The sequence below is a fragment of the Streptomyces sp. NPDC002773 genome (genome assembly GCF_040295605.1).
In the GTDB taxonomy this organism is placed as follows: domain Bacteria; phylum Actinomycetota; class Actinomycetes; order Streptomycetales; family Streptomycetaceae; genus Streptomyces.
The window spans coordinates 1-19,618 of the sequence record NZ_JBEOVO010000057.1 but is presented as its reverse complement, the minus strand read 5'-3'; the positions used below and the strand labels follow the sequence as shown (position 1 = coordinate 19,618).

Genomic DNA, 19,618 nt, shown 5'->3' with positions numbered 1-19,618 from the left:
AATAGCTCCGCTATGAGGGCGCTCCGGCGCCTTGCGATGCACCGCACCAGACGCCGCGCCCTATCCGGCCCTGATCCGCCGGACACACCCTAGGCGTCCCGGCCGGCCCACCCCGGGGTGCGGAACGTTCCGCCGTACATCGGGAGGTGGATCTCCTCCCCGTAGCGGGCGAGCTGGGACCAGGGGCGGTTGAGCCCGCTGGAGCCGTGCTGCCGGACCCGGGCCACCGTGTCGAGGTCCAGGACGTCGACGATGACCTCCTCCCCGGGGCCCGCCTGCTGGCGGACGATCCCTTCCGGGTCGACGAGGGCGCTGCCGCCGACGCCCGCGGGATCGGCCGCGTTGACGTTGAGTACGTACACCTGGTTCGTCCACGCGTTGGCTCGGGCGCACACCAGCTCCATCTCCCGGTCGCGGGTCGTGGTGAGCGTCGGCTGCACCACGATCTCGGCGCCCAGCCAGGCCAGTTGGCGGGCGGTCTCGGGGAACGAGCCGTCGTAGCAGATCGCGAGGCCGACCCGGCCGGCGCCGGGGATGTCGAAGACGGTGAACTCGGTGCCGTGCGCGGTCCTTTCGTACGGCTGCCAGGGGAAGATCTTGCGGTAGCGGGCGACGATCTCGCCCTCGGGGGAGACGGCCACGGCGGTGTTGAAGATCCGGCCGTCCTCCGCCCGTTCGAAGAGGGTGCCGGGGATCAGCCAGAGGCCGGTCTCGCGCGCGAGCGCGCACACCCGGTCGGTGGTCGGGCCCGGTATCGGCTCGGCGATCCGCTCCATCCAGCCCTCGGGGGCCGGGCCGAGCAGCGGACCCTCGGCGGCGAGCAGCAGCTCGGGTACGACGACGAGCTGGACGTGCGGGAAGAGAGACCGGGTGGCGCGGACCTGGTCGGCGTACCGCTGCCAGGTCGCTTCGAGGTCGTACGGGACGGGGGCGGTCTGCAGGGCGGCGACGGCGAGAGTGCGCATGGGGCGGTCAGTCCTTGAGGAGAAGGTGGCTGGGGCTTGTGGTGTGGTGGGCCGTGGTGGTCAGTCCTCCGTGGTGACCAGCCGGGCGGTCACGGACGTACGACCCGTCCGGAAGAAGACCGGGAAGCGGGCCTTGGCGGCGAGGACGGCGAGGCCTCCGGCGGCGAGCGAGCCCGCGCCGAGCAGGAACACGCCGCCGACTCCGTGGAACGAGGTGCTGCCATAGGCGGGGTCGATCATGTCGTACGCGCTGCGGGCGAAAGCCGCGGACATGAGCAGGCCCCCGGTGAGCGGCAGCACCCCGCGCAGCAGCAGGGAGCGCGGTGAGTCGCGCAGGCGCGTGCGGAAGTACCAGACGCAGGCGAGGGCCGTGGTGCCGTAGTAGCAGGCGATGAGCAGCCCGACGCAGAGGATGGCGTCGCCGAGGAAGTCGCGGGAGATCAGGGAGAGCGCCACGAGCACGGTGGCAGTCGCCGAGCCGAAGAAGAGCGTGCCGAAGGCGGGCGTGCGGTGCCGGGGATGGATGCGGGCGAACACGGCGGGCAGTGCGCCGTGCGCGGCCATGGAGAGGGTGCCGCGGGGGCTGCTCACGAGACAGGTGAGCAGGGCGGAGGCGGCGGAGACGCAGACGGCGAGCTCCATCACCTTGGCGAGCGCCGGGCCGAGGACCGGTGGGGCGAGGGAGGCGAGGACGTCGGTGGCGTTGTCGGGGTTGCCGAGTCCGATGCCGGTGGCTCCCGTCCCGGCGAAGGACAGGGCGGCGAACGCGGTGAAGAGGTACGTGCCGAGCAGGACCAGGGTGGAGATGACGGCGGCCTGTCCGGGGACGCGGCCGCTGTCGCGGGTCTCCTCGTTGGTGGTGATCAGGGCGTCCCAGCCCCAGTAGATGAAGAGGCAGAGCAGCACCGCCTGCGCGAACGGGCCGAAGCCGTCGACGGCGAGGGGGTTGAGCCAGCTCGGGGAAGGCGTCGCGGCGCCCTCGCGGACGAGCGCGGCGGTCCCGAAGCCGAGCAGGGTGAGCAGTTGGAGGCCGAGCAGGACGTACTGGACGCCGGCCGCGAGCCGCAGGCCCCGGCGGGCGACGGTGGTGAGGACGGCGAGCAGCAGCACGGCGACGGCGGTCACGCCGATGCCGTCGCCGGCCACCCCGTCGAGCCCGAGGAAGCTGAGCAGATAGCCGGCGCTCACCTGGGCGAGGGCGGCCATGGCGATCAGGGTGGCGGTCTGCGGGACCCAGCCGCCGGCGAGCCAGCCGGCCCCGGGGCCGAACGCCCGGGTGTTCCAGACGAAGGTCGTACCGCAGTCGGGCATCTCGCGGTTGAGCTCGCGGAAGGCGAAGGCGGTGAGCAGGATCGGCACGAAGCCGAGGAGGAGCGCTGCCGGGGCGAGGTCGCCGACGACCAGGGCGACGGCGCCGAGGGTGACGGTGATGCTGTAGGCCGGGGCGACGGAGGACAGGCCGAGCGCGACGGAGGAGAGCAGACCGAGGGAGCCGCTGCGGAGTCCCTTGTCCGTCCTGCCGGGGGGCGTCGTCATTGACGTACTCCTGGGGAGGGGGAGTTTTGTTAAACGCAGATTTAAGAGTTGGGCTCTGTGTACGTCAAGGCCTAGGGGATATTGTTTGAATCTGCATGTAGGAGATGGTGAGAGGTGAGGGCGCGGTGGCGGCGAAGTCCACGAGGGCGAAGAGGGCCGGCGGCGGGGGGAAGGAAGCCCGCAGGGCCGAGCTCGCGGAGGCGGTGCAGCGCGCCCTCCTCACCCGCGGGCTGGAAGGGCTGCGGCTGCGCGATGTCGCCGACGAGGCCGGTGTCACGCCGGCCGCGGTGCTCTACTACGGAGACCTCGACGCCCTCGTCCACGACACCTATCAGCAGGCCATCACCCGCTACAGCCGGGACCGCGAGGCCGCCGCGGACGGTTTCACCGACGCCCGGCTCAAGTTGAGGGCCTGCATCGACCAGGGCGTCGCCGCCGGTCCGGACGACGCCCTCACCCGGCTGCTGTTCGAGTACTGGCCGCGGTGCCTGCGCGATGCCAAGGCGGCGGCCCTTGACAGCGCCCTGACGGAACGACAGATCTCCGTCTACGCCGAGATCCTCGTCCTGGGCAGAGCGCAGGGGCACTTCGTCCTCCAGGACCCCCCGCGGTTGATCGCCGCCAACTTCGTGGCGATGGAGGACGGTTACCAGATGGAGGTCCTGGCGGGCCGCCGCACCCGCGGCGAGGTGATCGCCGCCCTCTCCTCGTACGCCCGCGCGGTCACGGGCCACGACCCGAGCGGTCCGGTCGACGGAGGCCCGGAGGGTGGACGGGTCGACGGAGAGCCGGGGGGTGGACGTGTCGACGAAGGGCCGGAAGGCGGACGCGTCGACGTGGGCCCGCAGGATGGCGGCGGCGGCTTGCAGGGTGGCGGCGGCCCGGGGGGTCGCTGACCCCGCCCGTGCCGTGGCCCCCCGTCCGTCAGCCCTCGGGCTCCGGCTGGATGCCCGCGAGCAGGTTGAAGGCGCCTGTCAGGAGGTTGAGCGTGACCACGCCCACCACCTCCGCGATCACCCGGTCGCTCCAGCCGTGCCCCCGTACCTCGGCGACGTCGTCGTCCGACAGGGACCCCGGCTCGGCGAGGACCCGGAGCGCCAGGCCGATCAGGGCGGCCTCGCGCGGGTCGGTCGACGTGCCCTGGCGGGCCAGTTCGATGTCGGTCTCGCTCAGGCCCGCGGCGCGGCCGGCCTCCCGGTGCGCCTCGCGGCAGGTGCCGCAGCCGATCCACTCCTGGACCGCGAGCGACAGCTTCTCGCTCAGGGCGCGGGGGATCTTCACCCGCTTCATCGCCCGGGACAGGCTCAGATAGCCGTCGAGGAGCGCCGGCGAGTGCGCCATCGTCGACACCATCTCCCCGACGGAACCGTGTCGTTCGACGATGTCCGTCAACAGCTCGCCCGCCCTGCCCGGTGCCTGCTCGGGGGTGAGCGCGGTCAGCCTTCTCGTGGTCATGGAGCCTCCTCGTTATACCCGTGGGGGGTATAACGAGGAGGGGGTGGAGGAGGTTCCCACGCCCCGGGGTCCCCAGACCGACCCCGGCCACCGCCCCGGCCCCGCCCGCCCGCTCAGCACGACAGCGTCAGTCGGGACGGCCCGTGGAACACCCAGTCCGGCGCGTACTCCACCTCCACCCGTGGGCGGGCGCCGGCGCGGAGCGCGGGGAGCCGGTCGAGGAGGAGCCCGAGTCCTATCTCGGCCTCCGCGCGCGCGAGCGCCGCGCCCACGCAGTAGTGGATGCCCAGGCCGAAGGCGCAGTGCCGGCCGGCGTCCCGGTGGATGTCCAGCGTGTCGGGGTCCGGGAAGCGCGCCGGGTCCCGGTGGGCCGAGCCGAGGACCAGCTGTACGCGGTCGCCCCGGCGCACGGTCCGGCCGGCCAGCTCGGTGTCCCGGTGCGCCCATCGCGTGATCATCTGGACCGGTGGGTCGTACCGCAGGAACTCGTCCACGGCGCCGGGCAGCAGACCCGGTTCCGCGCGTAGTTCCTCCGCGGTCTCCGGGTGCGCCAGAAGCGCGAGCACCGCCTTGCCGAGCAGCCCCGTCGTCGTCTCGTGGCCGGCGGTCAGCAGATGGACGCAGGTCGCCGTCAAGGCCGTCGTCCCGAGGGACGGATCCTCGGCTTTGGCCGCCGCGAGTACGGAGAGCAGGTCGTCCCCCCGGTCCCCTCGGCGCTCCCGGTCTTCCGTACGCCGGGCCTCCAGCTCCCGGCGGAAGTAGCCGTCGAGCGCCGCCGCCGCCCGGTCGGCCCGTTCGAGCACGGCCGGCGACCGGTCGCTCCGAGTCCCGCCCGCCCGCTGGAGGGCGAGCGCCTGCGCGCGGAACCACGGCCACCGGCCGGCCTCCACCCCGAGCAACCCCCCGACGACGAGCAGCGGGAACGGCGCGGCGAAGCCCTCGACCAGCTCCACCACGGGCCGCCGGGCGAGCGGCCGTACGAGCTCCTCGGCTATCTCCCGTACGCGCGGACGCAGAGCCCGTACGGCGGGAGCGCCCAGGGGCGGGGCCACGCGGGCGCGGAGCCGGGTGTGCCGGGGCGGGTCGAGGAAGACGAGCCAGTTCTCGACCATCCGGCGCAGTGTCGCGTACTCCTCGGGGACGGCCGGCGCCTGCGCCGTCGACGAGGACACGCGCCCGAAACCCCGGTCGGTGAGGACCCGCGCCACCTCCGCGTGGCCGAAGAGGTACCAGGTCGTGGGTCCGTCGCGGGCGCCGCGCACCGCGTGCACCGGGTCGGTCTCGCGGTAGCGCCGGTAGAGGGGGTACGGGTCGGCCAGATCGAGCCGTGCCGGGTCGAAGGCCTCAGGGGCGCCCGCCTCGTTCATCGGCCGGCCCCGGATCCGGGGCCGGCCCCGCGCACCTGGTCCGCGAGGTGTCGCGGGTCGGCCGGCGGGGCGGAACCCTGCCATGCCACATGGCCGTCCGGGCGTACGAGTACGAACGGCCGCTCGTACCGCCGGGCCACCTCCGGGTCGTCGCAGCGCACGGCACGCAACGGGACCCGGCGGTCGGCGAACGCGCGGACGAGACGGTCCGGGGCGTCCGGGCCCCGGTGGAGCAGGACGAACTGCGGGCCGAACAGGTCGAGCGTCGACCGCCCCGGCCCCAGCCACACGTGCGGCGCCCGCGCCCCCGGCACGGCCGTCCGATGCCACCACGGCTCGGCGTCCGGCTCGCCGACGCGCGGGCCCCCCGCCTCCCCGCCTGCGACGACCGCCGACGTCCTCCCGCCCGCGACGACCGCCGACGTCCTCCCGCCCGCCCCGACGTACGGCGTCCGCCCGCCCGTCACGACCGCCGGCCTCCCCTCGTCCGCCACGACCGGCGACACATAGCGATGCCCGAAGTGCGCGTCCGGCGCGTCGAACTCGCGCCGTGCGTCGGAGGACGCGATCTCCCGCGCGGTGGCCGCCCGCGCCCGTTCCCCCTCGGCCGTCGCGTCGCACAGCGCGGCGGAGAGCCGCCGGTCGAGGGTGCGTCGCAGATTGCGGTGGCTCTCTTCCAGGCCATCGAGGGCCACCGGCCGCCGTTCGTTCTCGTACGTGTCGAGCAGGCCGGGTCCGGCCCACCCCGCCAGCTCCGCGGCCAGCTTCCACCCCAGGTCCGCCGCGTCGCCCACTCCCGTCGCGAGGCCGAACCCGCCGGAGGGCGACAGGGTGTGCGCCGCGTCCCCCGCGAGCAGGACCCGCCCCGCGCGGTACCGGGAGGCCACCCGGTGGGTCAGATGCCAGACGGCGTCCGCCACCACCTCGACCGGCACGTCGGGGGCCAGGGCCCGCCGTACGACCTTCGCCGCGTCCTCGGGGCCGGCCGGACACGTAAGCCGGTACAGGTCCCGGCCGTCGATCGCCCGCAACGGGTACCGCAACCCGCCCGGTTCGGTGACGAAGTGGACGAGGGCGGCCCGCGGGCCGAGGAGGGCGCCGAGGCCGGGCGCCCGGAACAGGATGTTGCGCAGGACACGGGTCCGGTGCCGCTCCGGCGCGTCGATCCCGCATGCCTTGCGCACCGGGGACGAGGCACCGTCGCAGCCCACCAGGAACCGGGCGCGTACCGCCGTCCGTACCCCCGCCGCGTCCACGAGCACGGCCCTCACCCCGTCCGGGAGCCGGGTGAGGCCGAGCAGCCGGACGCCGAGCCGCACCGGTCCCGCCGGGTGGACCCCGACCCGTGCGGTGAGCAGGGGCGCCAGCCAGTGCTGGGGGCAGACCGCCTCGGGTTCCGGCGTGTACGGGGGCAGGGGGCGCCCGCCGGCTGTTCCGAACCGCAGCCGGTGCAGCTCGTGGCCGCCGACGGCGGTCACCCACGCGATGTCCAGGGTGTGGTCGGGCGGCCAGCCGGCGCCCCGGATCGCGTCCGCGACCCCCCAGCGCCGGAACGCCTCCATCGCCCGTGGGCCGACGGTCGAGACCTTGGGGTGGGTGACCCGCCCGTCCCCGGCCTCCGCCAGGACGAAGTCCACACCCCGCTGCGCCAGGTCGAGCGCGAGCGCGAGCCCGACGGGCCCGCCGCCCACGATCAGCACGTCGGTCTCCTCGGCCCGGTCGCACCGACCGGCCGCCGTCACATCGCCGACCGCCCCGGCCACATCGCCGTCCGCCGCCCCCGACACATCACCGTCCGCCGCGCCCGCGGCATTTCTGTCCGTCATGGCTCAGTTCCTCCCCTCGTGCTCGAAGCGCTCCGCGTACCAGGTCATCAGCTCCGGAACCCGGTCCGGCACGCCCTCGCACTCCCTGGCCATCGCCGCGAGGTGCCGGAAGCGCATCGCGAACCCGCGCCGGGCCACATCGGGACGCGCGATGTACGCGGGTGGCTCCTCCAGCTCGAAGGAGGGGCCCGCCGTCCGTCCCCGCCACCCCGACTCCAGCGGCATCATCTGCTCGGCGAGTGGGCGCATCATCCCCGTCATCACGTCGATGGCGGCGTTCATCAGCTTCGAGCGCCGCAGGCTCGCGTCCGGGCTCTCGCCGAAGTGCTGGACGATCAGCTGGAGCATCATGAAGTAGCAGCGGTTGAACAGGCGCATCACCTGACGGGCGTGCGGATCGCTCACCGCCGCCCGCCCGGGGTGCCCGGGATCCAGCGTCGGATTGCGGAGCGAGGGGTACGCCGGGTGCCACGGGGCCCCTTCTCCGTGCGGGCCGTCGGCGCGTTCCGTCATCAGCAGTTCCGCGAGCCGTACGAAGGTGTCGTGGTGGGACTCCGCGCCGGCCTTCCCGGTGTCGAGGACGCCGCCCTCGCCCTGCTCGGTCACGAAGTCGACGGCGAACAGCGCACTCGACAGGTCGTCCACCTCCAACTGGTAGTCCGGATGGCCCGAGTTGACCGTCCCGCCGACGAAGAGATGGTGCTCGCCGCCGCCGCGCCCCGGCTCCACCATGAACAGGTCGGGGACCCGCGTCAGGCCCTCGCGGATGCCCGCGTACAGCTCGCTCGGCGAACCGAACGGACTGGACCCGCCCACGGCCGCCGTCCCGCCCGCGAGCCGCTCGGGCCGCTCGATGGCGATGAACCGCTGCAGACTTCCCAGGTGCAGCGGCTCCAGGGCGAAGTCGAGAGGGAGCGGAAGCCGGCCCGGCGTGCCGAAGTCGATCTCCGGGACGTGGAAGGGCTCGCCCATCGCCATCAGGATGTTGTTGACGACAAGGAAGTGCGTCATCTCCTCGCGGGCCACGTCGAAGAGGCTGTCCCGCACGCCCTTGGCCAGGGTCTCCCCGCCGTCCCCGCAGGCCAGCCGGAGCTGTCGCGGTGTCCACACGCCACTGCGCACCCACTCGAACCCGGTGCCGTGCGTGGGGACCGAATACCCCGCGTAGAGGTACTGGAGCGAGGTGGCGAGCTCCACCGTCACCGCCTGCTGGAGCGCCGCCCGCAGCTGGGCCCGTGTGGTGATCTGCGGGTGGGCGCGGACCGGCGACGGGACGGCGGCCGGTGGGACGGCCGCCGCGGTGCTCTGCGCGCGCAGGTACTTCAGGAGCAGCCGCGCCTTCGGAAGGGACAGGTCGCGGGTCGGCGGCATGTAGTACGTCCTGTCCTTGTTCGCCGGATCGCACATCTGCCAGATGAGCTTCGCGTACGTCTCGACCTTGCAGCGGTCCGCGAGGCTGAACACCTCGTCGCGCATGAACGGGAACAGCTGCTCGTAGTACGCGAAGACCTCGCGGTGCAGCAGCTCGAAGGTGACGTCCTGCTGGAGGACGGCGTCCAGGGGCCAGTCGTCGGGCAGGACCCGGACCGCGGCCGAGCCGGCCCACGGCCAGAACCCGAGGGCGTCGTCGTGGTCGTAGCAGGCCGCGGCCGAGCCGGGGGCCGCCGGGTCGCTGGGCGGGCGCTCCTCGGAACCGGCCGCCAGGAGCAGCCGTGCCGTACCGGCGCGGGCCCCGGAGACGGTGAACCAGCCGCGTCCGCGCGCGTCCGTGGCGAGGCGGCACGACGCCCCCTCCGCCGGCGTCGACCTCTCTTCTGCCGACCCCGCCTCCCCCTCCGCGGGTTTTTCGGCGGTCCGGCCCGCCCTGAGCCGTACGATCTGGATCTCCCCGCAGCGGGCGTCCGGCGCCGAGGCGACCGGATCCAGCGGCAGGGCACGGGGGTTGGGGTACTGGCGGACGACGACCGTGTCGAGGGGGGCCGGGCGGCCCCGCAGGAACGTGCGCACCGGGACCTCGACCGTGTGCTCCTCGCCACGGTCGGCATCCGGGTGCTCCAGGATCAGACAGGCCTCGTCGGTGAGGACCACCGCCTCGCGCTCCCGCAGCAGCACCGCGTGCGAGGCCCGGTCGCCGGCCGGCCGCCGCACCAGGACGAGCCCTTCCGCCTCCGCGCGGTGCACCGCCTCGGCCGACACCGCCGGTACGGACACCACGCCACCGGCTTCGGGCGCACCACCGGGCAGCACCGCGACCGTGAGGTCCGTGCGCGCGGTCCGCAGTTCCAGGGCGCCGCCGTACGGGGAGACTGCGCCCTCGGAGCCGTGAACCGGTTGGGTGAAGGGCCAGTTGAAGGACACCGTCGTGGGGGAGACCCGTACGGTGCACGGGCCCGGGGCCCCGCCCTCGTGACGGCCGCTGTCCGGGACGAGCACCCGGCCCGCCGGGTGCGTGCGCGGCTCGTCCGGGTGCCACGGCGCCACGGTGCCCCGCAGCCGCCACAGCCCGGGAGTGTCGTCCTCCGTGTGCGGCTCGCCGTCCGGTGATGTCTGTTCCAGGGTGAACTGTACGAGGACACCACCGCCGTCCCGCGCCTCGGCAGCGGCCCGCAGGGCCCGTACGGCGGGGGAGTCCACCGAAGGAGCCGGCCAGTCGAGGCCCTCTCCGGCCGCGATCGCGAACTGGTGGAGCGCCCGGCGCGCCGGGGTGAGGCCGTGCCAGCGGGGCGGCATGAAGCCGGTCAGGTCGCCGATGAGGAGATAGCCCGCGTCGTGCGAGCGCCCCTCGCGCCCGAGCGCGAACTGGCCGCCCATCAGCGTCGTCGTCCACGCGGACGCGGGATCGACGTCGAAGACCCGGGCCCGGTTCACCGTCGTGCCCAGATACGGGTTGTAGTGCCCCCACAGGTCGACGGCCCGCCCGACCACCGGGTCCGCGGTGTCCACGGCGGCGCCGTCCACCCGTTGCACCCCGGTCACCCGGGCGTCGAGGACGAGATGGCCGTTCCCGGAGAAGTGGCCACCGCGTGCCCCGCGCTCCGCCAGGTGCGTGTGGTACGCCTCTGCGGGTCCGTCGACCCCGAACGGCCGTACCGCGCGCGGGGGTTCGGAGTCGTCGCCCGCGCCCCGCAGGGCGGTGTTGCGCGCCAGGTCCACCAGGCCGCAGCGCGGGCCCGTGGGCAGCCGGGTCACCGCCGTCCCGCCGAAGTACAGCCGGGGCAGGTCGAACACGCTCATGCCGCCTCCAGCCCGGCCGGCTCCACCACGCCCCGGTCCGGCGCGTGCCGGGCGATCAGGGTCACGGCCTCGAGCGCCGACTCCACCGCACCCTCGATCCAGGCGGGCTCCGTCGCGCAGTGCTCCCCGGCGAAGAACATCCGGTGCTGCGGCCGCACCGCCCGCCGCCGCTGCTCCTCGCACGCGGCGGCGTCCTGCCCCCAGCGGATCGTGCACCCGCCCGCCGCCCACGGATGCCCGCCCCAGGCGAGACTCGCGACCCCCCGCACCATGCCCCTCCTCAGCAACTGCGGGTGCATCCGGCCCAGTTCCTCCACCACCACCCGGTGCCGCAGCGCGGGCGGCATGGCACCGAGATGCACCGCGTCCTCCCCGATCGTGTAGCTGGCGAGCAGCGCCGCACCCTGCGCGGGATCCGCGGCCCCCTCGGGCTCGGACGGCGGGTAGTACGTCTGCCGGATACGGCCCCCGCTGAACGAGGCACCGCCCCGGATGCCCTCGCGCTCCCAGAACGGTTCACGGCAGTGGACGGCGACCTTCGTCGCCGGGCAGTAGTCCACCTCCCGAACGACCGCCAGCTTGTCCTCGTCGAACCCGGTGAGCGTCAGACCGCGCAGCACGGAGAACGGCACCGTGCACAGCACATAGTCGCAGCGCCGCACGGCCGCCGTCGGGCCGCCCCCGAGCCGTACGAGGACGTGGTCGGGCGCCACCTCGAAGCCGGACACCCGCTGGCCCAGCCAGATCGGCCCCCGGATCCGGGCGGCGAGCCGCTGCGCGAGCTGGTCCATGCCGCAGGCCAGGCGCACCAGTTCGGGACTGGTCTCGGTGAGGATGTCGTCGAGGAAGCCGTTCAGACGGCTGCCGCACCCCGCCCTGATCCCCGGATGCGCCGCGAACAGGCCATGTACGTCGATTCGGTCCTTGGCGTCACCGAGCAGATGCGGCGACAGGTCGACCTCCTCGACGAGACCGAGCAGGTTCCGGGCGAGGTCGGCGCGGAGCCCCGCCCGCAGCGCGGGCGGCGCGACGGCGTCGACGACCGCCGCCAGCCACGCGCCGAACACGATCGTCTCCTCGCGGTACGGAAGGCCGGGCAGCGCGGCGCGGACGTCGGCGATCAGCGTCCTGGGCGCGTCCCGGAGCCGTACATGCCCCGTACTGGTCGCCAGGAGGGCGTTCTCCTCGGACAGCAGCGTCCTGAACGACCTGACCTGGTCGGCGAGGCCCAGGTGCCGCACGTAGTGCATCGTGCGGTGGTGCGCCGTCGGGATGCGCATCGCGCCGAGCTCCACGAACGGCGCGGCCTCGGCCGCGCCGAAGCGGTGCGTGTGGACACGGCCCCCGAGCCTGCGGCTGCCTTCGAGGACCTCGACACGGAAACCGAGCCGCTCCAGCTCGTAGGCGGCGACCAGGCCGGCCATGCCGGCGCCCACGACGCTCACCGTGCTGTTGGCGCGGGTGCGCCGCCGGGCGCGCGGCGCGGGACGGGGCTGCGTGACGGTGACGGTGTGCATGGCGGTCCGACTCCCCCTCGGTTCAGTGCGCACGGTGCGGGCGGGTGGTCAGCGGCTCCCGGTCGTCCTTCGGGCCGCCGGCGGCGACCGCGGCCAGGTAGTCGCGGAGCAGGGCGGTACGGGCGAGCGGGGCGACCAGGCCCACGTAACCGTCCGGCCGCACCAGACGCAGATCGCCCGGATGGCCGAGACGTCCCGCCTCGGCGGCGTCCCACGGCGTCACCGGCAGGATCCGGACCGGGGCGGGGAACAGCGCGCACTCCGCCCGCAGCGAGTCGAGCACATCGGCGGGGGCCCGCGCGGCATGCAGGACCAGGGTCCACCGCTCGTATCCGAGCAGGGTGTGCAGCCGGGTGGCCGCCGGTCGCGCGGGGTCCCCGGGGGAGGTGGTGACCATGACGTCCGGCATGCGGTCTCCCGCGCGCGGCCCCGGGCGGAAGCGGCGGTCGGGGCGGTGCCAGGACAGCGCGCCGCCCGCGTGGCTGCGCCCCAGGTCGCTCAGGCGCAGGTCGAGCCGCCGCTGGAAGCCGCGCCGGGCGAGGGCGACGGGCACCGTGGCCGTGAACGCCCGGTAGCCGAGCGGGGGCAGCGGTACCTCCATGAAGTTGAACCGCATCTCGCGGATGTACCGCACGGCCAGGAGCCGTTGTTCGTCGCTGTACGTGTCGAGAAGCTCCTCGCCCGCCTGCCCGTGGTGCACGGCGGCGAGCTTCCAGGCCAGGTTGTGGGCGCCGAGGACACCGACGTTCATGCCGTGGCCGCCGACCGGGGCCCAGGCGTGCGCCGCGTCCCCGGCGAGCAGTCCGCGCCCGCAGCGGAGCCGGGCGGCGACCCGGTCGCTGAAGCGGGCCCGGTTCAGCCACGGTGGGTCCGTCGCGTCGAGCCGCAGCCCGGGCAGCCGGGCGGTGTCCGCGACCAGGTCCCGCAACTCGCCGAGGGTGGGGGCGGCGGTCAGGGTGGGATCGGGGTCGTCCCGGAAGCAGAAGAAGCGGAAGCCGCCGCCGGGCAGCGGGAACGCGAGCAGCGAGCGGTACGGCGCCAGGAAGATGTGGCCGCGGCCGGGCTCCTCGCCGAGCGTCCAGGTGGGGTGGGCGTTGCCCTGGACCACCTGGAGCCCGGTGCGGCGGCGCCCTTCGAAGGCGATGCCGAGACGGTCCCTGACCACGCTGGCGGTGCCCTCGCAGCCGACGATCCACGGGGCGGCGGCGGACTCGACGGCGCCGTCCCCGTGCCGCAGGGTGAACTCCGCCCGGTCCTCGTGGACCTTGACGTCCGTCAGCTCGGTGTTCCACTCGACGCGGGTGCCGAGCCGGGCCAGTTCCTCGCAGAGGAGCCGTTCGATGTCGTGCTGCTCGATGTTGAGCGGTCGGGCGTGGGCCGAGCGCCCCGAGCCGGTGGTGAGTTCGCCGAGGGTACGGCCGCGGGCGTGGACCGTCACGGCCTCCAGCTCCACGCCGTGGCGCCGCAGCGTCTCACCGACCCCCAGGGCGTCGAGCGCCTCCCGGGCCCGCGCCCAGAGCACCAGGGCACGGGCCTCGTGCTTGGTCGCGGGCGCCTTGTCGACGATCCGGACCCGCAACGCGAGCCGGCGCAGACCGATCGCGAGCGTGAGCCCGACCGGGCCCGCCCCGATCACGCACACGTCCACGTCTCCGGCGACACCGCCGTCTCCAGCCCCGCCCCCGTCCGTGTCCCCGCCCCCCACCGTGTCCCTGCCTGTCCCCACCCGGGTCACCCGCTCTCCGTCCGACGTTTCCGGATTTCAGCCTGCGGGTCGAAGATCACGTTCAACAGGGCGTGCGGCGGGGCGCGGGGATCACGGCGAGCAGGGAAGATGACTACCTGTGCATCAGCTGGTCTGTTTGAGTGATGGCGACGGAATTCGGCCGTCTGTGCCACCCGAGGGCGCCGGCAGGAGCCGCGTGGAGCCGGGCCTCGGAGCGTGCGGCGCGGCCGCGGGCCCCGTCCCGCACGGCAGACACCGCTGGCCGGATCAGTACACCGGGACGCGAGGTTATCCCCAGGTACCGGGCCGTTCGGCGCTGATCGGCCCTCCCGAAGCGGTGTTCCCGGCTCTCCCGTCCGGCGGAACGTGGCCAGTTGTCGCCACGGCCCCCTCCTCCGCGCCCTTCCGGGCGAAGCGACCGGGGGTCGTACCGACGAGCCGCTTGAACGAGCGGCTCAGATGCGACTGGTCGTAGAAGCCCGTCGCCGCCGCCACCTCCCCGGGAGGCTGCCCGTCGAGCAGCAGCCGGCGGGCCCGGTCGAGCCGGCGGGCCGTCAGGTACTGGTGCGGTGCGATCCCGAAGGTCCCGCTGAACGCCCGTACCAGGTGCGTGGGATGGGCGTGCAGGAGCCGCGCGGCCTCGTCGAGCGTCACCCCCTGGAGCAGCCGGGCGTCGAGGAGCTCGCGCAGCCGGTGGGCCAGCCGGGGATCGGCCGGACGCGCGCGCGTGACCGGCCGCGGCCTGAGGTGGGTGCGCAGCCGTTCGCGGATGAGGGCGAGGCGGCTCTGCGCCTCCAGATCGCCGCCCCGGTCCGCGAGTGAGGCGTGGAGTTGCCCCACGCGCCGGCGCAGCAGCGGATCGACGAGGTCGGGCCCGTCCGCCGCGGCGCCGATGAAGCTCTCGTCCAACTGGCTGAGATCGAGGTAGAGGACCCGCTTGCGGAATCCGTGCGGCGTGGCGGGCGATCCGTTGTGCGGCACCTGCGGCGGGAGCAGGGACACGGTGTCGGCCGGGGTGCCGCGCTCGCGCCGGTTCAGGTCGTAGCGGACGACGCCGTCGTCGACGATGAGAAGCGTCCACACGTCATGGACGTGCATCGGGTACGCGTGCGCCGTGAAATGGGCGTGGAAGACCTCCACGATCCCCGGAACGCGCGGGCGCCACGCCGTGACCTCCTGCCGTGCCGCCATGCAAGGAATGTACAAGACGGGCCGGGCGGTCGATCGGCAGTCTCGGAGCATGACGACCACGACCGACGCCCCCGTCCGCTTCGACACCAAGATCGCCGTCCTCCTGCGGGAGGACCTGGAGACCTGGCAGCGCCTGAACGTGACCGCGTTCCTGGTCAGCGGCCTCGGCCACGAGCTGCCCGAGGTGATCGGCGAACCGTACGCCGACGCCGACGGCACCCCCTACCTGCCCATGTTCCGGCAGCCCGTCCTGGTCTTCGAGGGCACGAAGGAGACGCTGGCCGCGGCGCACGCGCGCGTACTCTCCCGGTCGCTCCCGCGGGCGCTCTTCACCGCGGACCTCTTCACCACCGGCAACGACCGGGACAACCGCGCCGCGGTTCGGGCCGTGGGGAGGGACCAGCTGGACCTGGTGGGTCTGGCCGTCTACGGGCCGCGCAACGCGGTCGACAAGGTACTCAAGGGCGCCCGGATGCACCCGTGACACCCGCACGTCCGCAGGACTGGAGGGAGAACCGCGCCGCCATCGATCGGCCGCACTGCGCAGCGCTCCCCGTCGCGTACTCGGCTAGGGTGATTCGATAGGGAATCGCCCCCCGGGGCCGGGCCGATGCGTAGGTCGATGCGTTGGAGACTCACCAGTCGTCGAGCAGGGTTCCGCAGCCGCCCCGGGCGGCCGTCGGGGACGCGGGCGTGCTCCGTGAGCTGCTGCCGATCGCCCTGTGGCGGGAGGACGCCGACGGCCACATCGTCGAGTGGTCGCTCGCCGCCCAGGACCTCCTAGGCCACCGCCCCGAGCACGTCCTCGGACGCCTCGCCACCCCGCTCCTCGTCCCCGACGCCAACCGCGAGCTCGCCGAGCGGCTCACCCACCGCGTCCAGGCGGGCGAGACCATGGTCGGCACGCTCCCCGTCCGCCACCGCGACGGCCATGCGGTCGCCATGGAGATGTGGATCGTGCCGGCCGCCGACCCGGCGGGGCGGCCGGGGGCGATGCTCATCGCGGTGGAGACCTCCGAGGTCCTGCGCATGCGGGAGAACCTGGCGGCGATGGAGAGCCTCTTCACGCAGTCCCCGATCGGTCTCGCCCTGCTCGGTCCCGACCTGCGGTTCCTGCGCGTCAACGACGCCCTGGCCCGGATGAACGGCGTCACGGCCACCGAGCACGTCGGCCGCCGCCTCACCGAGGTCGTGCCCGGCGTCAACGCCGACTCGCTGGAGTCCCTGATGCGCCAGGTCCTCCACAGCGGCACCGCCGTCGTCGACGCCCGCCGGGTCGGCCGTACCCCCGCCGACCCCGACCGCGACCACATCTGGTCCTGCTCGTACGCCCCGCTGATCGACCGCACCGACCGCCGCTCCCTCGGCCTGATCGCCTCCCTCGTCGACATCACCGAGAGTCAGGAGGCCCACACCGAGGTCGAGCGGGCCCGGCACCGCTTCGCGCTGCTCGCGGAGGCCGGGGCCCGGATCGGCACCACCCTCGACCTGAAGCAGACGGCGGAGGAGGTGGTGCGGTTCCTCGTGCCGCAGCTCGCCGACTCCGCGGACGTACAGATGCTGGAGTCCGTCCTCGAACCGGACGACCCGGCGGCCTCCACCCGCGGGGTGCTGCGGCGGCTCGCGGCCCGCTTCCCCGACCCCACGGCCCCCACGTCGCTGCTCGCCGCGGGGCAGACCTTCCAGCTCCCGCTGGACTCCGTGTACGAGCAGGTCGTCGCCCGCGGCCGGCCCACCAACCTCTACACGTCCGACATCCCGGCGCTGTTCACCGACCCGCGCACCGAGGCACTCCGCACCTACCTCGCCACCCGGATCGGTTCGGCGCGGCTCGTGCCCCTGGTGGCCAGGGGCCAGGTGCTCGGCGCGGTCACGGTCACCAGGCTGCGGACCCGCGAGCCGTTCGACGCGCAGGACTGCGTCCTCATCGACGAGGTCGTGGCCCGCGCCGCCCTCAACATCGACAACGCCCGTCTCTACACCACCCAGCGGGAGGCCGCCCTCACCCTCCAGCGGAGTCTCACCAACAGCGAACTGCCCGCCGTCACCGGGCTCGAACTCACGGGCCGCTACCTGCCCGCGAGCGCCCACGACGTCGGCGGCGACTGGTACGACGTGATCGCCCTGCCGGGCGGCAGGACGGGGCTCGTCATCGGCGACGTCATGGGGCACGGCATCCACGCGGCGGCCGTCATGGGCCAGTTGCGCACGGCGGTACGGACCCTGGCCCGCCACGACATCCCGCCGGCGCGGATGCTCAGCTCCCTCGACGCCGTCGTCGCCGACATCGGCGAGGACACCATGGCGACCTGCGTGTACGCCGTCCACGACCCGGCCACCGGCGGTTGGGTCATCGCCCGCGCCGGCCATCCGCCACCGGCCGTCGCGACCCCGGACGGCACCATCCGCTTCCTCGACGGCCCGCCGGGGACCCCGCTGGGCACCGGCGCCCACGACTTCGGCACCGAGGAGGTCTCCCTGCCGGCGGGCGGGCTCCTCGTGCTCTACACCGACGGCCTCATCGAGGCGCGCGACCGCGACCTCGACGAGGGGATGCGGCAGCTCGCCCAGGCGCTCCATCACCTCGACCGGCCCCTGGACACCCTGTGCGACGAGGTCCTGGACCAGCTCCTCGCGGGCCCCGCCCAGGACGACGTGGCGATGCTGCTCGCCCGTACGACCCGCTGAGACTCCACCCGTAGGGGAGTTCACAGGGGTACGACGGTCACCTCGGTCGCCTTGACGCCCGTCCAGACCGCCACCCCGTCCGCGAGGCCTAGCTCGGCGGCGGCCTGCGGGGTGATCTCGGCGACGAGCGCGGGCGCCCGGTCCGAGGTGACGAGCACCCGGAGCCGGCTGCCGCTCGCGGTGATCTCGCGTACGGTCCCCGGCCAGACGTTACGGGGACTCCCGCCGGGCCTCTCGCGGTGCACGGCCACCGCCTCGGGCGCGATGATCGCCAGAGCGGGCGTCCCCGGCGGCGGCTGCTCGGCGGTGACGAGGGTCCCGCCCCCTTCGAGGTCGAGGCCCGTGGCCGTGGCCGTACCGGGCCACGCGTTGCGGCCGAGCATGCGGGCCACCCACGGCGAACGGGGATGACGGGAGACCTCGGCGGGCGAGGCGTCCTGGAGCGGCCGCCCGTCCTGGAGGACGAGGACGCGGTCGGCGAGGGACACGGCTTCCACCGGGTCATGGGTGACGATCAGACAGACACCGCCGAAACCGGCGAGGTGGCTGCGCAAGGTGTGCCGTACGTGCGCCCGGGTGGTCTGGTCGAGGGCGGCGAGCGGCTCGTCGAGGAGCAGCAGCCGGGGCCGCGCGGCCAACGCCCGCGCCAGGGCGACCCGCTGGGCCTGACCGCCGGACAGCTGGGCGGGCCGACGGTGGGCGAGAGGGCCGACGCCGAGGCGGTCGAGCCAGCGCTGCGCCTCCCGGCGGGCCTCGGCGCGCGGCACTCCGCGCGCCCGCAGCCCGTACGCGGTGTTGGCGAGCGCGGACAGCCGGGGGAAGAGCGCGCCGTCCTGCGGGACCCACGCCACCTGACGGCGGTGCGGCGGCAGCCCCGTGACGTCGGTGTCGCCGAGCCGCAGCACGGCCTGGGCCCGGGGGGTGAGCCCGAGGAGGGCACGCAGCAGGGTCGTCTTGCCGGCGCCGTTGGGGCCGACGACGGCGATGGTGGTGCCGGGTTCGGCGTCCAGGACCAGCTCGGTGAAGCCGTCGACCTCGGCGTGCAGCCCCCACCGCCCGCCCGCGCCGGGCCCGTCGGGCTCCCCGACCCCCGCATCAGGGATGCGTTCGACGGGCGGGGCCGCCGGGCCCGCCGCCTCCTCCACCGGAACACCGGACGTGGGGGTACGGCGGGCGGACGGCGTTCCGGTCCAGTTGCCGCGCAGCGCGAGGAGCACGGCCATGGCGATGGCGAGCAGCAGCAGCGAGACGGAGGTGGCGGCCTCCGGTTCCTCCTGGAGCAGCAGATAGACCTGGAGCGGAAGGGTCTGGGTGGTGCCGGGCAGGTTCCCGGCGAAGGTGATCGTGGCGCCGAACTCGCCCAGCGCCCGTGCCCAGGTCAGCGCGGCACCGGCGAGCAGCCCCGGAGCGACCATCGGCAGGGTGACGGTGAAGAAGACCCGGACCGGCGAGGCGCCGAGCGACGCCGCCGTCTCCTCGTACCGGGGGCGCAGACCGGCCAGCGCGCCCTCCAGGCTGATGACGAGGAACGGCATGGCGACGAAGGTCGCGGCGACCACGGCACCCGAGGTGTTGAAGGGCAGCGTCACCCCGAAGGTGCTCTCCAGCCACGGGCCGACGAGCCCGCGGCGCCCGAAGGCGAGCAGCAGCGCCACCCCGCCGACCGTCGGCGGCAGCACCATGGGCAGCAGGACGAGGGACCGGACGATCGCCTTCCCGCGGAACGGCACCCGGGCGAGCAGCCAGGCCAGCGGCACCCCGAGCAGCAGCGAGAGACCGAGCGCCCAGAAGGAGACGACCAGGGACAGGGTGAGGGCCTCGACGGTGGCGGGACTCGTCAGATGCGCGCCGAGCGCTCCCCATTCGGTGCGAGCCAGGACCCCGACGAGCGGCAGCAGCAGGAACGCGACGGCGAGCAGCGCGGGTACGGCGAGGAGGAGCGGGGCGCGGGCACCGCGCCCGGGGGGCCGACCGTGGAGGCGTTTCATCGTTCGTCCAGGCGTCGAAGGAGCGGGGAGGAGGGGCGGGGGCGGGTCCTGGTGAACTGCGCGGGGCTGCACTGCGACCGGATCGCGCGGCTCGCGGGCGACGACCCGGGCATGCGGATCGTCCC

The 19,618-nt window shown here is 74.3% G+C and carries 13 protein-coding genes; 3 read left to right on the top strand and 10 right to left on the bottom strand.

Annotation, left to right across the window (positions count from 1 at the left end; all coding sequences use genetic code 11):
* Positions 1-89: 89 nt before the first annotated feature.
* Both ABT034_RS34265 and ABT034_RS34260 read right to left on the bottom strand, forming a co-directional pair.
* A complete protein-coding gene (locus ABT034_RS34265; protein WP_351221013.1) occupies positions 90-965 on the bottom strand; it encodes a carbon-nitrogen hydrolase family protein in 876 nt (291 codons plus the stop codon).
* Between the two features lie 60 nt (positions 966-1,025).
* Positions 1,026-2,501 carry an APC family permease gene (locus ABT034_RS34260; RefSeq protein ID WP_351221012.1) on the bottom strand — a complete coding sequence of 492 codons (1,476 nt, stop codon included), beginning with the start codon at positions 2,499-2,501 and terminating at the stop codon, positions 1,026-1,028.
* A gap of 104 nt (positions 2,502-2,605) precedes the next feature.
* On the opposite strand from ABT034_RS34260, the gene ABT034_RS34255 reads away from it, so the two are divergent.
* Positions 2,606-3,397, top strand: a complete 792-nt coding sequence (locus ABT034_RS34255; protein ID WP_351221011.1) for a TetR/AcrR family transcriptional regulator — start codon at positions 2,606-2,608, stop codon at positions 3,395-3,397.
* A gap of 28 nt (positions 3,398-3,425) precedes the next feature.
* Here the strand turns inward: ABT034_RS34255 and ABT034_RS34250 are convergent, their stop codons facing one another.
* From ABT034_RS34250 to ABT034_RS34220, 7 genes are all read right to left on the bottom strand, one after another.
* Positions 3,426-3,956, bottom strand: a complete 531-nt coding sequence (locus ABT034_RS34250; RefSeq protein WP_351221010.1) for a carboxymuconolactone decarboxylase family protein — start codon at positions 3,954-3,956, stop codon at positions 3,426-3,428.
* A gap of 113 nt (positions 3,957-4,069) precedes the next feature.
* Positions 4,070-5,323, bottom strand: a complete 1,254-nt coding sequence (locus tag ABT034_RS34245; RefSeq protein ID WP_351221009.1) for a cytochrome P450 — start codon at positions 5,321-5,323, stop codon at positions 4,070-4,072.
* Positions 5,320-7,149 (bottom strand): FAD-dependent monooxygenase, encoded by a 1,830-nt coding sequence (locus ABT034_RS34240; protein ID WP_351221008.1) that lies wholly within the window; start codon positions 7,147-7,149, stop codon positions 5,320-5,322. Before ABT034_RS34240 ends, ABT034_RS34245 begins: the two co-directional genes overlap by 4 nt.
* 3 nt (positions 7,150-7,152) lie before the next feature.
* A complete protein-coding gene (locus ABT034_RS34235; protein WP_351221007.1) occupies positions 7,153-10,383 on the bottom strand; it encodes a ferritin-like domain-containing protein in 3,231 nt (1,076 codons plus the stop codon).
* Positions 10,380-11,900: a flavin monoamine oxidase family protein gene (locus ABT034_RS34230; RefSeq protein ID WP_351221006.1), complete on the bottom strand. Its 1,521-nt coding sequence runs from the start codon at positions 11,898-11,900 to the stop codon at positions 10,380-10,382. Before ABT034_RS34230 ends, ABT034_RS34235 begins: the two co-directional genes overlap by 4 nt.
* Positions 11,901-11,922: 22 nt before the next feature.
* Positions 11,923-13,548: an FAD-dependent monooxygenase gene (locus ABT034_RS34225; RefSeq protein ID WP_351221005.1), complete on the bottom strand. Its 1,626-nt coding sequence runs from the start codon at positions 13,546-13,548 to the stop codon at positions 11,923-11,925.
* Positions 13,549-13,914: 366 nt separating this feature from the next.
* Positions 13,915-14,817 (bottom strand): AraC family transcriptional regulator, encoded by a 903-nt coding sequence (locus ABT034_RS34220; protein ID WP_351221004.1) that lies wholly within the window; start codon positions 14,815-14,817, stop codon positions 13,915-13,917.
* Between the two features lie 49 nt (positions 14,818-14,866).
* On the opposite strand from ABT034_RS34220, the gene ABT034_RS34215 reads away from it, so the two are divergent.
* Both ABT034_RS34215 and ABT034_RS34210 read left to right on the top strand, forming a co-directional pair.
* Positions 14,867-15,301 (top strand): DUF2000 family protein, encoded by a 435-nt coding sequence (locus ABT034_RS34215; protein ID WP_351221003.1) that lies wholly within the window; start codon positions 14,867-14,869, stop codon positions 15,299-15,301.
* 143 nt (positions 15,302-15,444) lie between these two features.
* Positions 15,445-17,505 (top strand): SpoIIE family protein phosphatase, encoded by a 2,061-nt coding sequence (locus tag ABT034_RS34210; RefSeq protein ID WP_351221002.1) that lies wholly within the window; start codon positions 15,445-15,447, stop codon positions 17,503-17,505.
* A 20-nt stretch (positions 17,506-17,525) separates the two neighbouring features.
* Here ABT034_RS34210 and ABT034_RS34205 read toward each other — a convergent pair whose 3' ends face one another.
* Complete coding sequence (locus tag ABT034_RS34205) at positions 17,526-19,493, bottom strand: ABC transporter permease (protein ID WP_351221001.1); 1,968 nt, start codon at positions 19,491-19,493, stop codon at positions 17,526-17,528.
* Between the last annotated feature and the right edge of the window lie 125 nt (positions 19,494-19,618).

What these genes read in the sequence shown, in the direction of transcription:
- ABT034_RS34260 (WP_351221012.1), bottom strand. Translation starts at nt 2,501, where the DNA reads ATGACGACGCCCCCCGGCAGGACGGACAAGGGACTCCGCAGCGGCTCC.
- ABT034_RS34215 (WP_351221003.1), top strand. Translation starts at nt 14,867, where the DNA reads ATGACGACCACGACCGACGCCCCCGTCCGCTTCGACACCAAGATCGCC.
- ABT034_RS34250 (WP_351221010.1), bottom strand. Translation starts at nt 3,956, where the DNA reads ATGACCACGAGAAGGCTGACCGCGCTCACCCCCGAGCAGGCACCGGGC.
- ABT034_RS34245 (WP_351221009.1), bottom strand. Translation starts at nt 5,323, where the DNA reads ATGAACGAGGCGGGCGCCCCTGAGGCCTTCGACCCGGCACGGCTCGAT.
- ABT034_RS34205 (WP_351221001.1), bottom strand. Translation starts at nt 19,493, where the DNA reads ATGAAACGCCTCCACGGTCGGCCCCCCGGGCGCGGTGCCCGCGCCCCG.
- ABT034_RS34220 (WP_351221004.1), bottom strand. Translation starts at nt 14,817, where the DNA reads ATGGCGGCACGGCAGGAGGTCACGGCGTGGCGCCCGCGCGTTCCGGGG.
- ABT034_RS34240 (WP_351221008.1), bottom strand. Translation starts at nt 7,149, where the DNA reads ATGACGGACAGAAATGCCGCGGGCGCGGCGGACGGTGATGTGTCGGGG.
- ABT034_RS34235 (WP_351221007.1), bottom strand. Translation starts at nt 10,383, where the DNA reads ATGAGCGTGTTCGACCTGCCCCGGCTGTACTTCGGCGGGACGGCGGTG.
- ABT034_RS34255 (WP_351221011.1), top strand. Translation starts at nt 2,606, where the DNA reads ATGGTGAGAGGTGAGGGCGCGGTGGCGGCGAAGTCCACGAGGGCGAAG.
- ABT034_RS34265 (WP_351221013.1), bottom strand. Translation starts at nt 965, where the DNA reads ATGCGCACTCTCGCCGTCGCCGCCCTGCAGACCGCCCCCGTCCCGTAC.
- ABT034_RS34230 (WP_351221006.1), bottom strand. Translation starts at nt 11,900, where the DNA reads ATGCACACCGTCACCGTCACGCAGCCCCGTCCCGCGCCGCGCGCCCGG.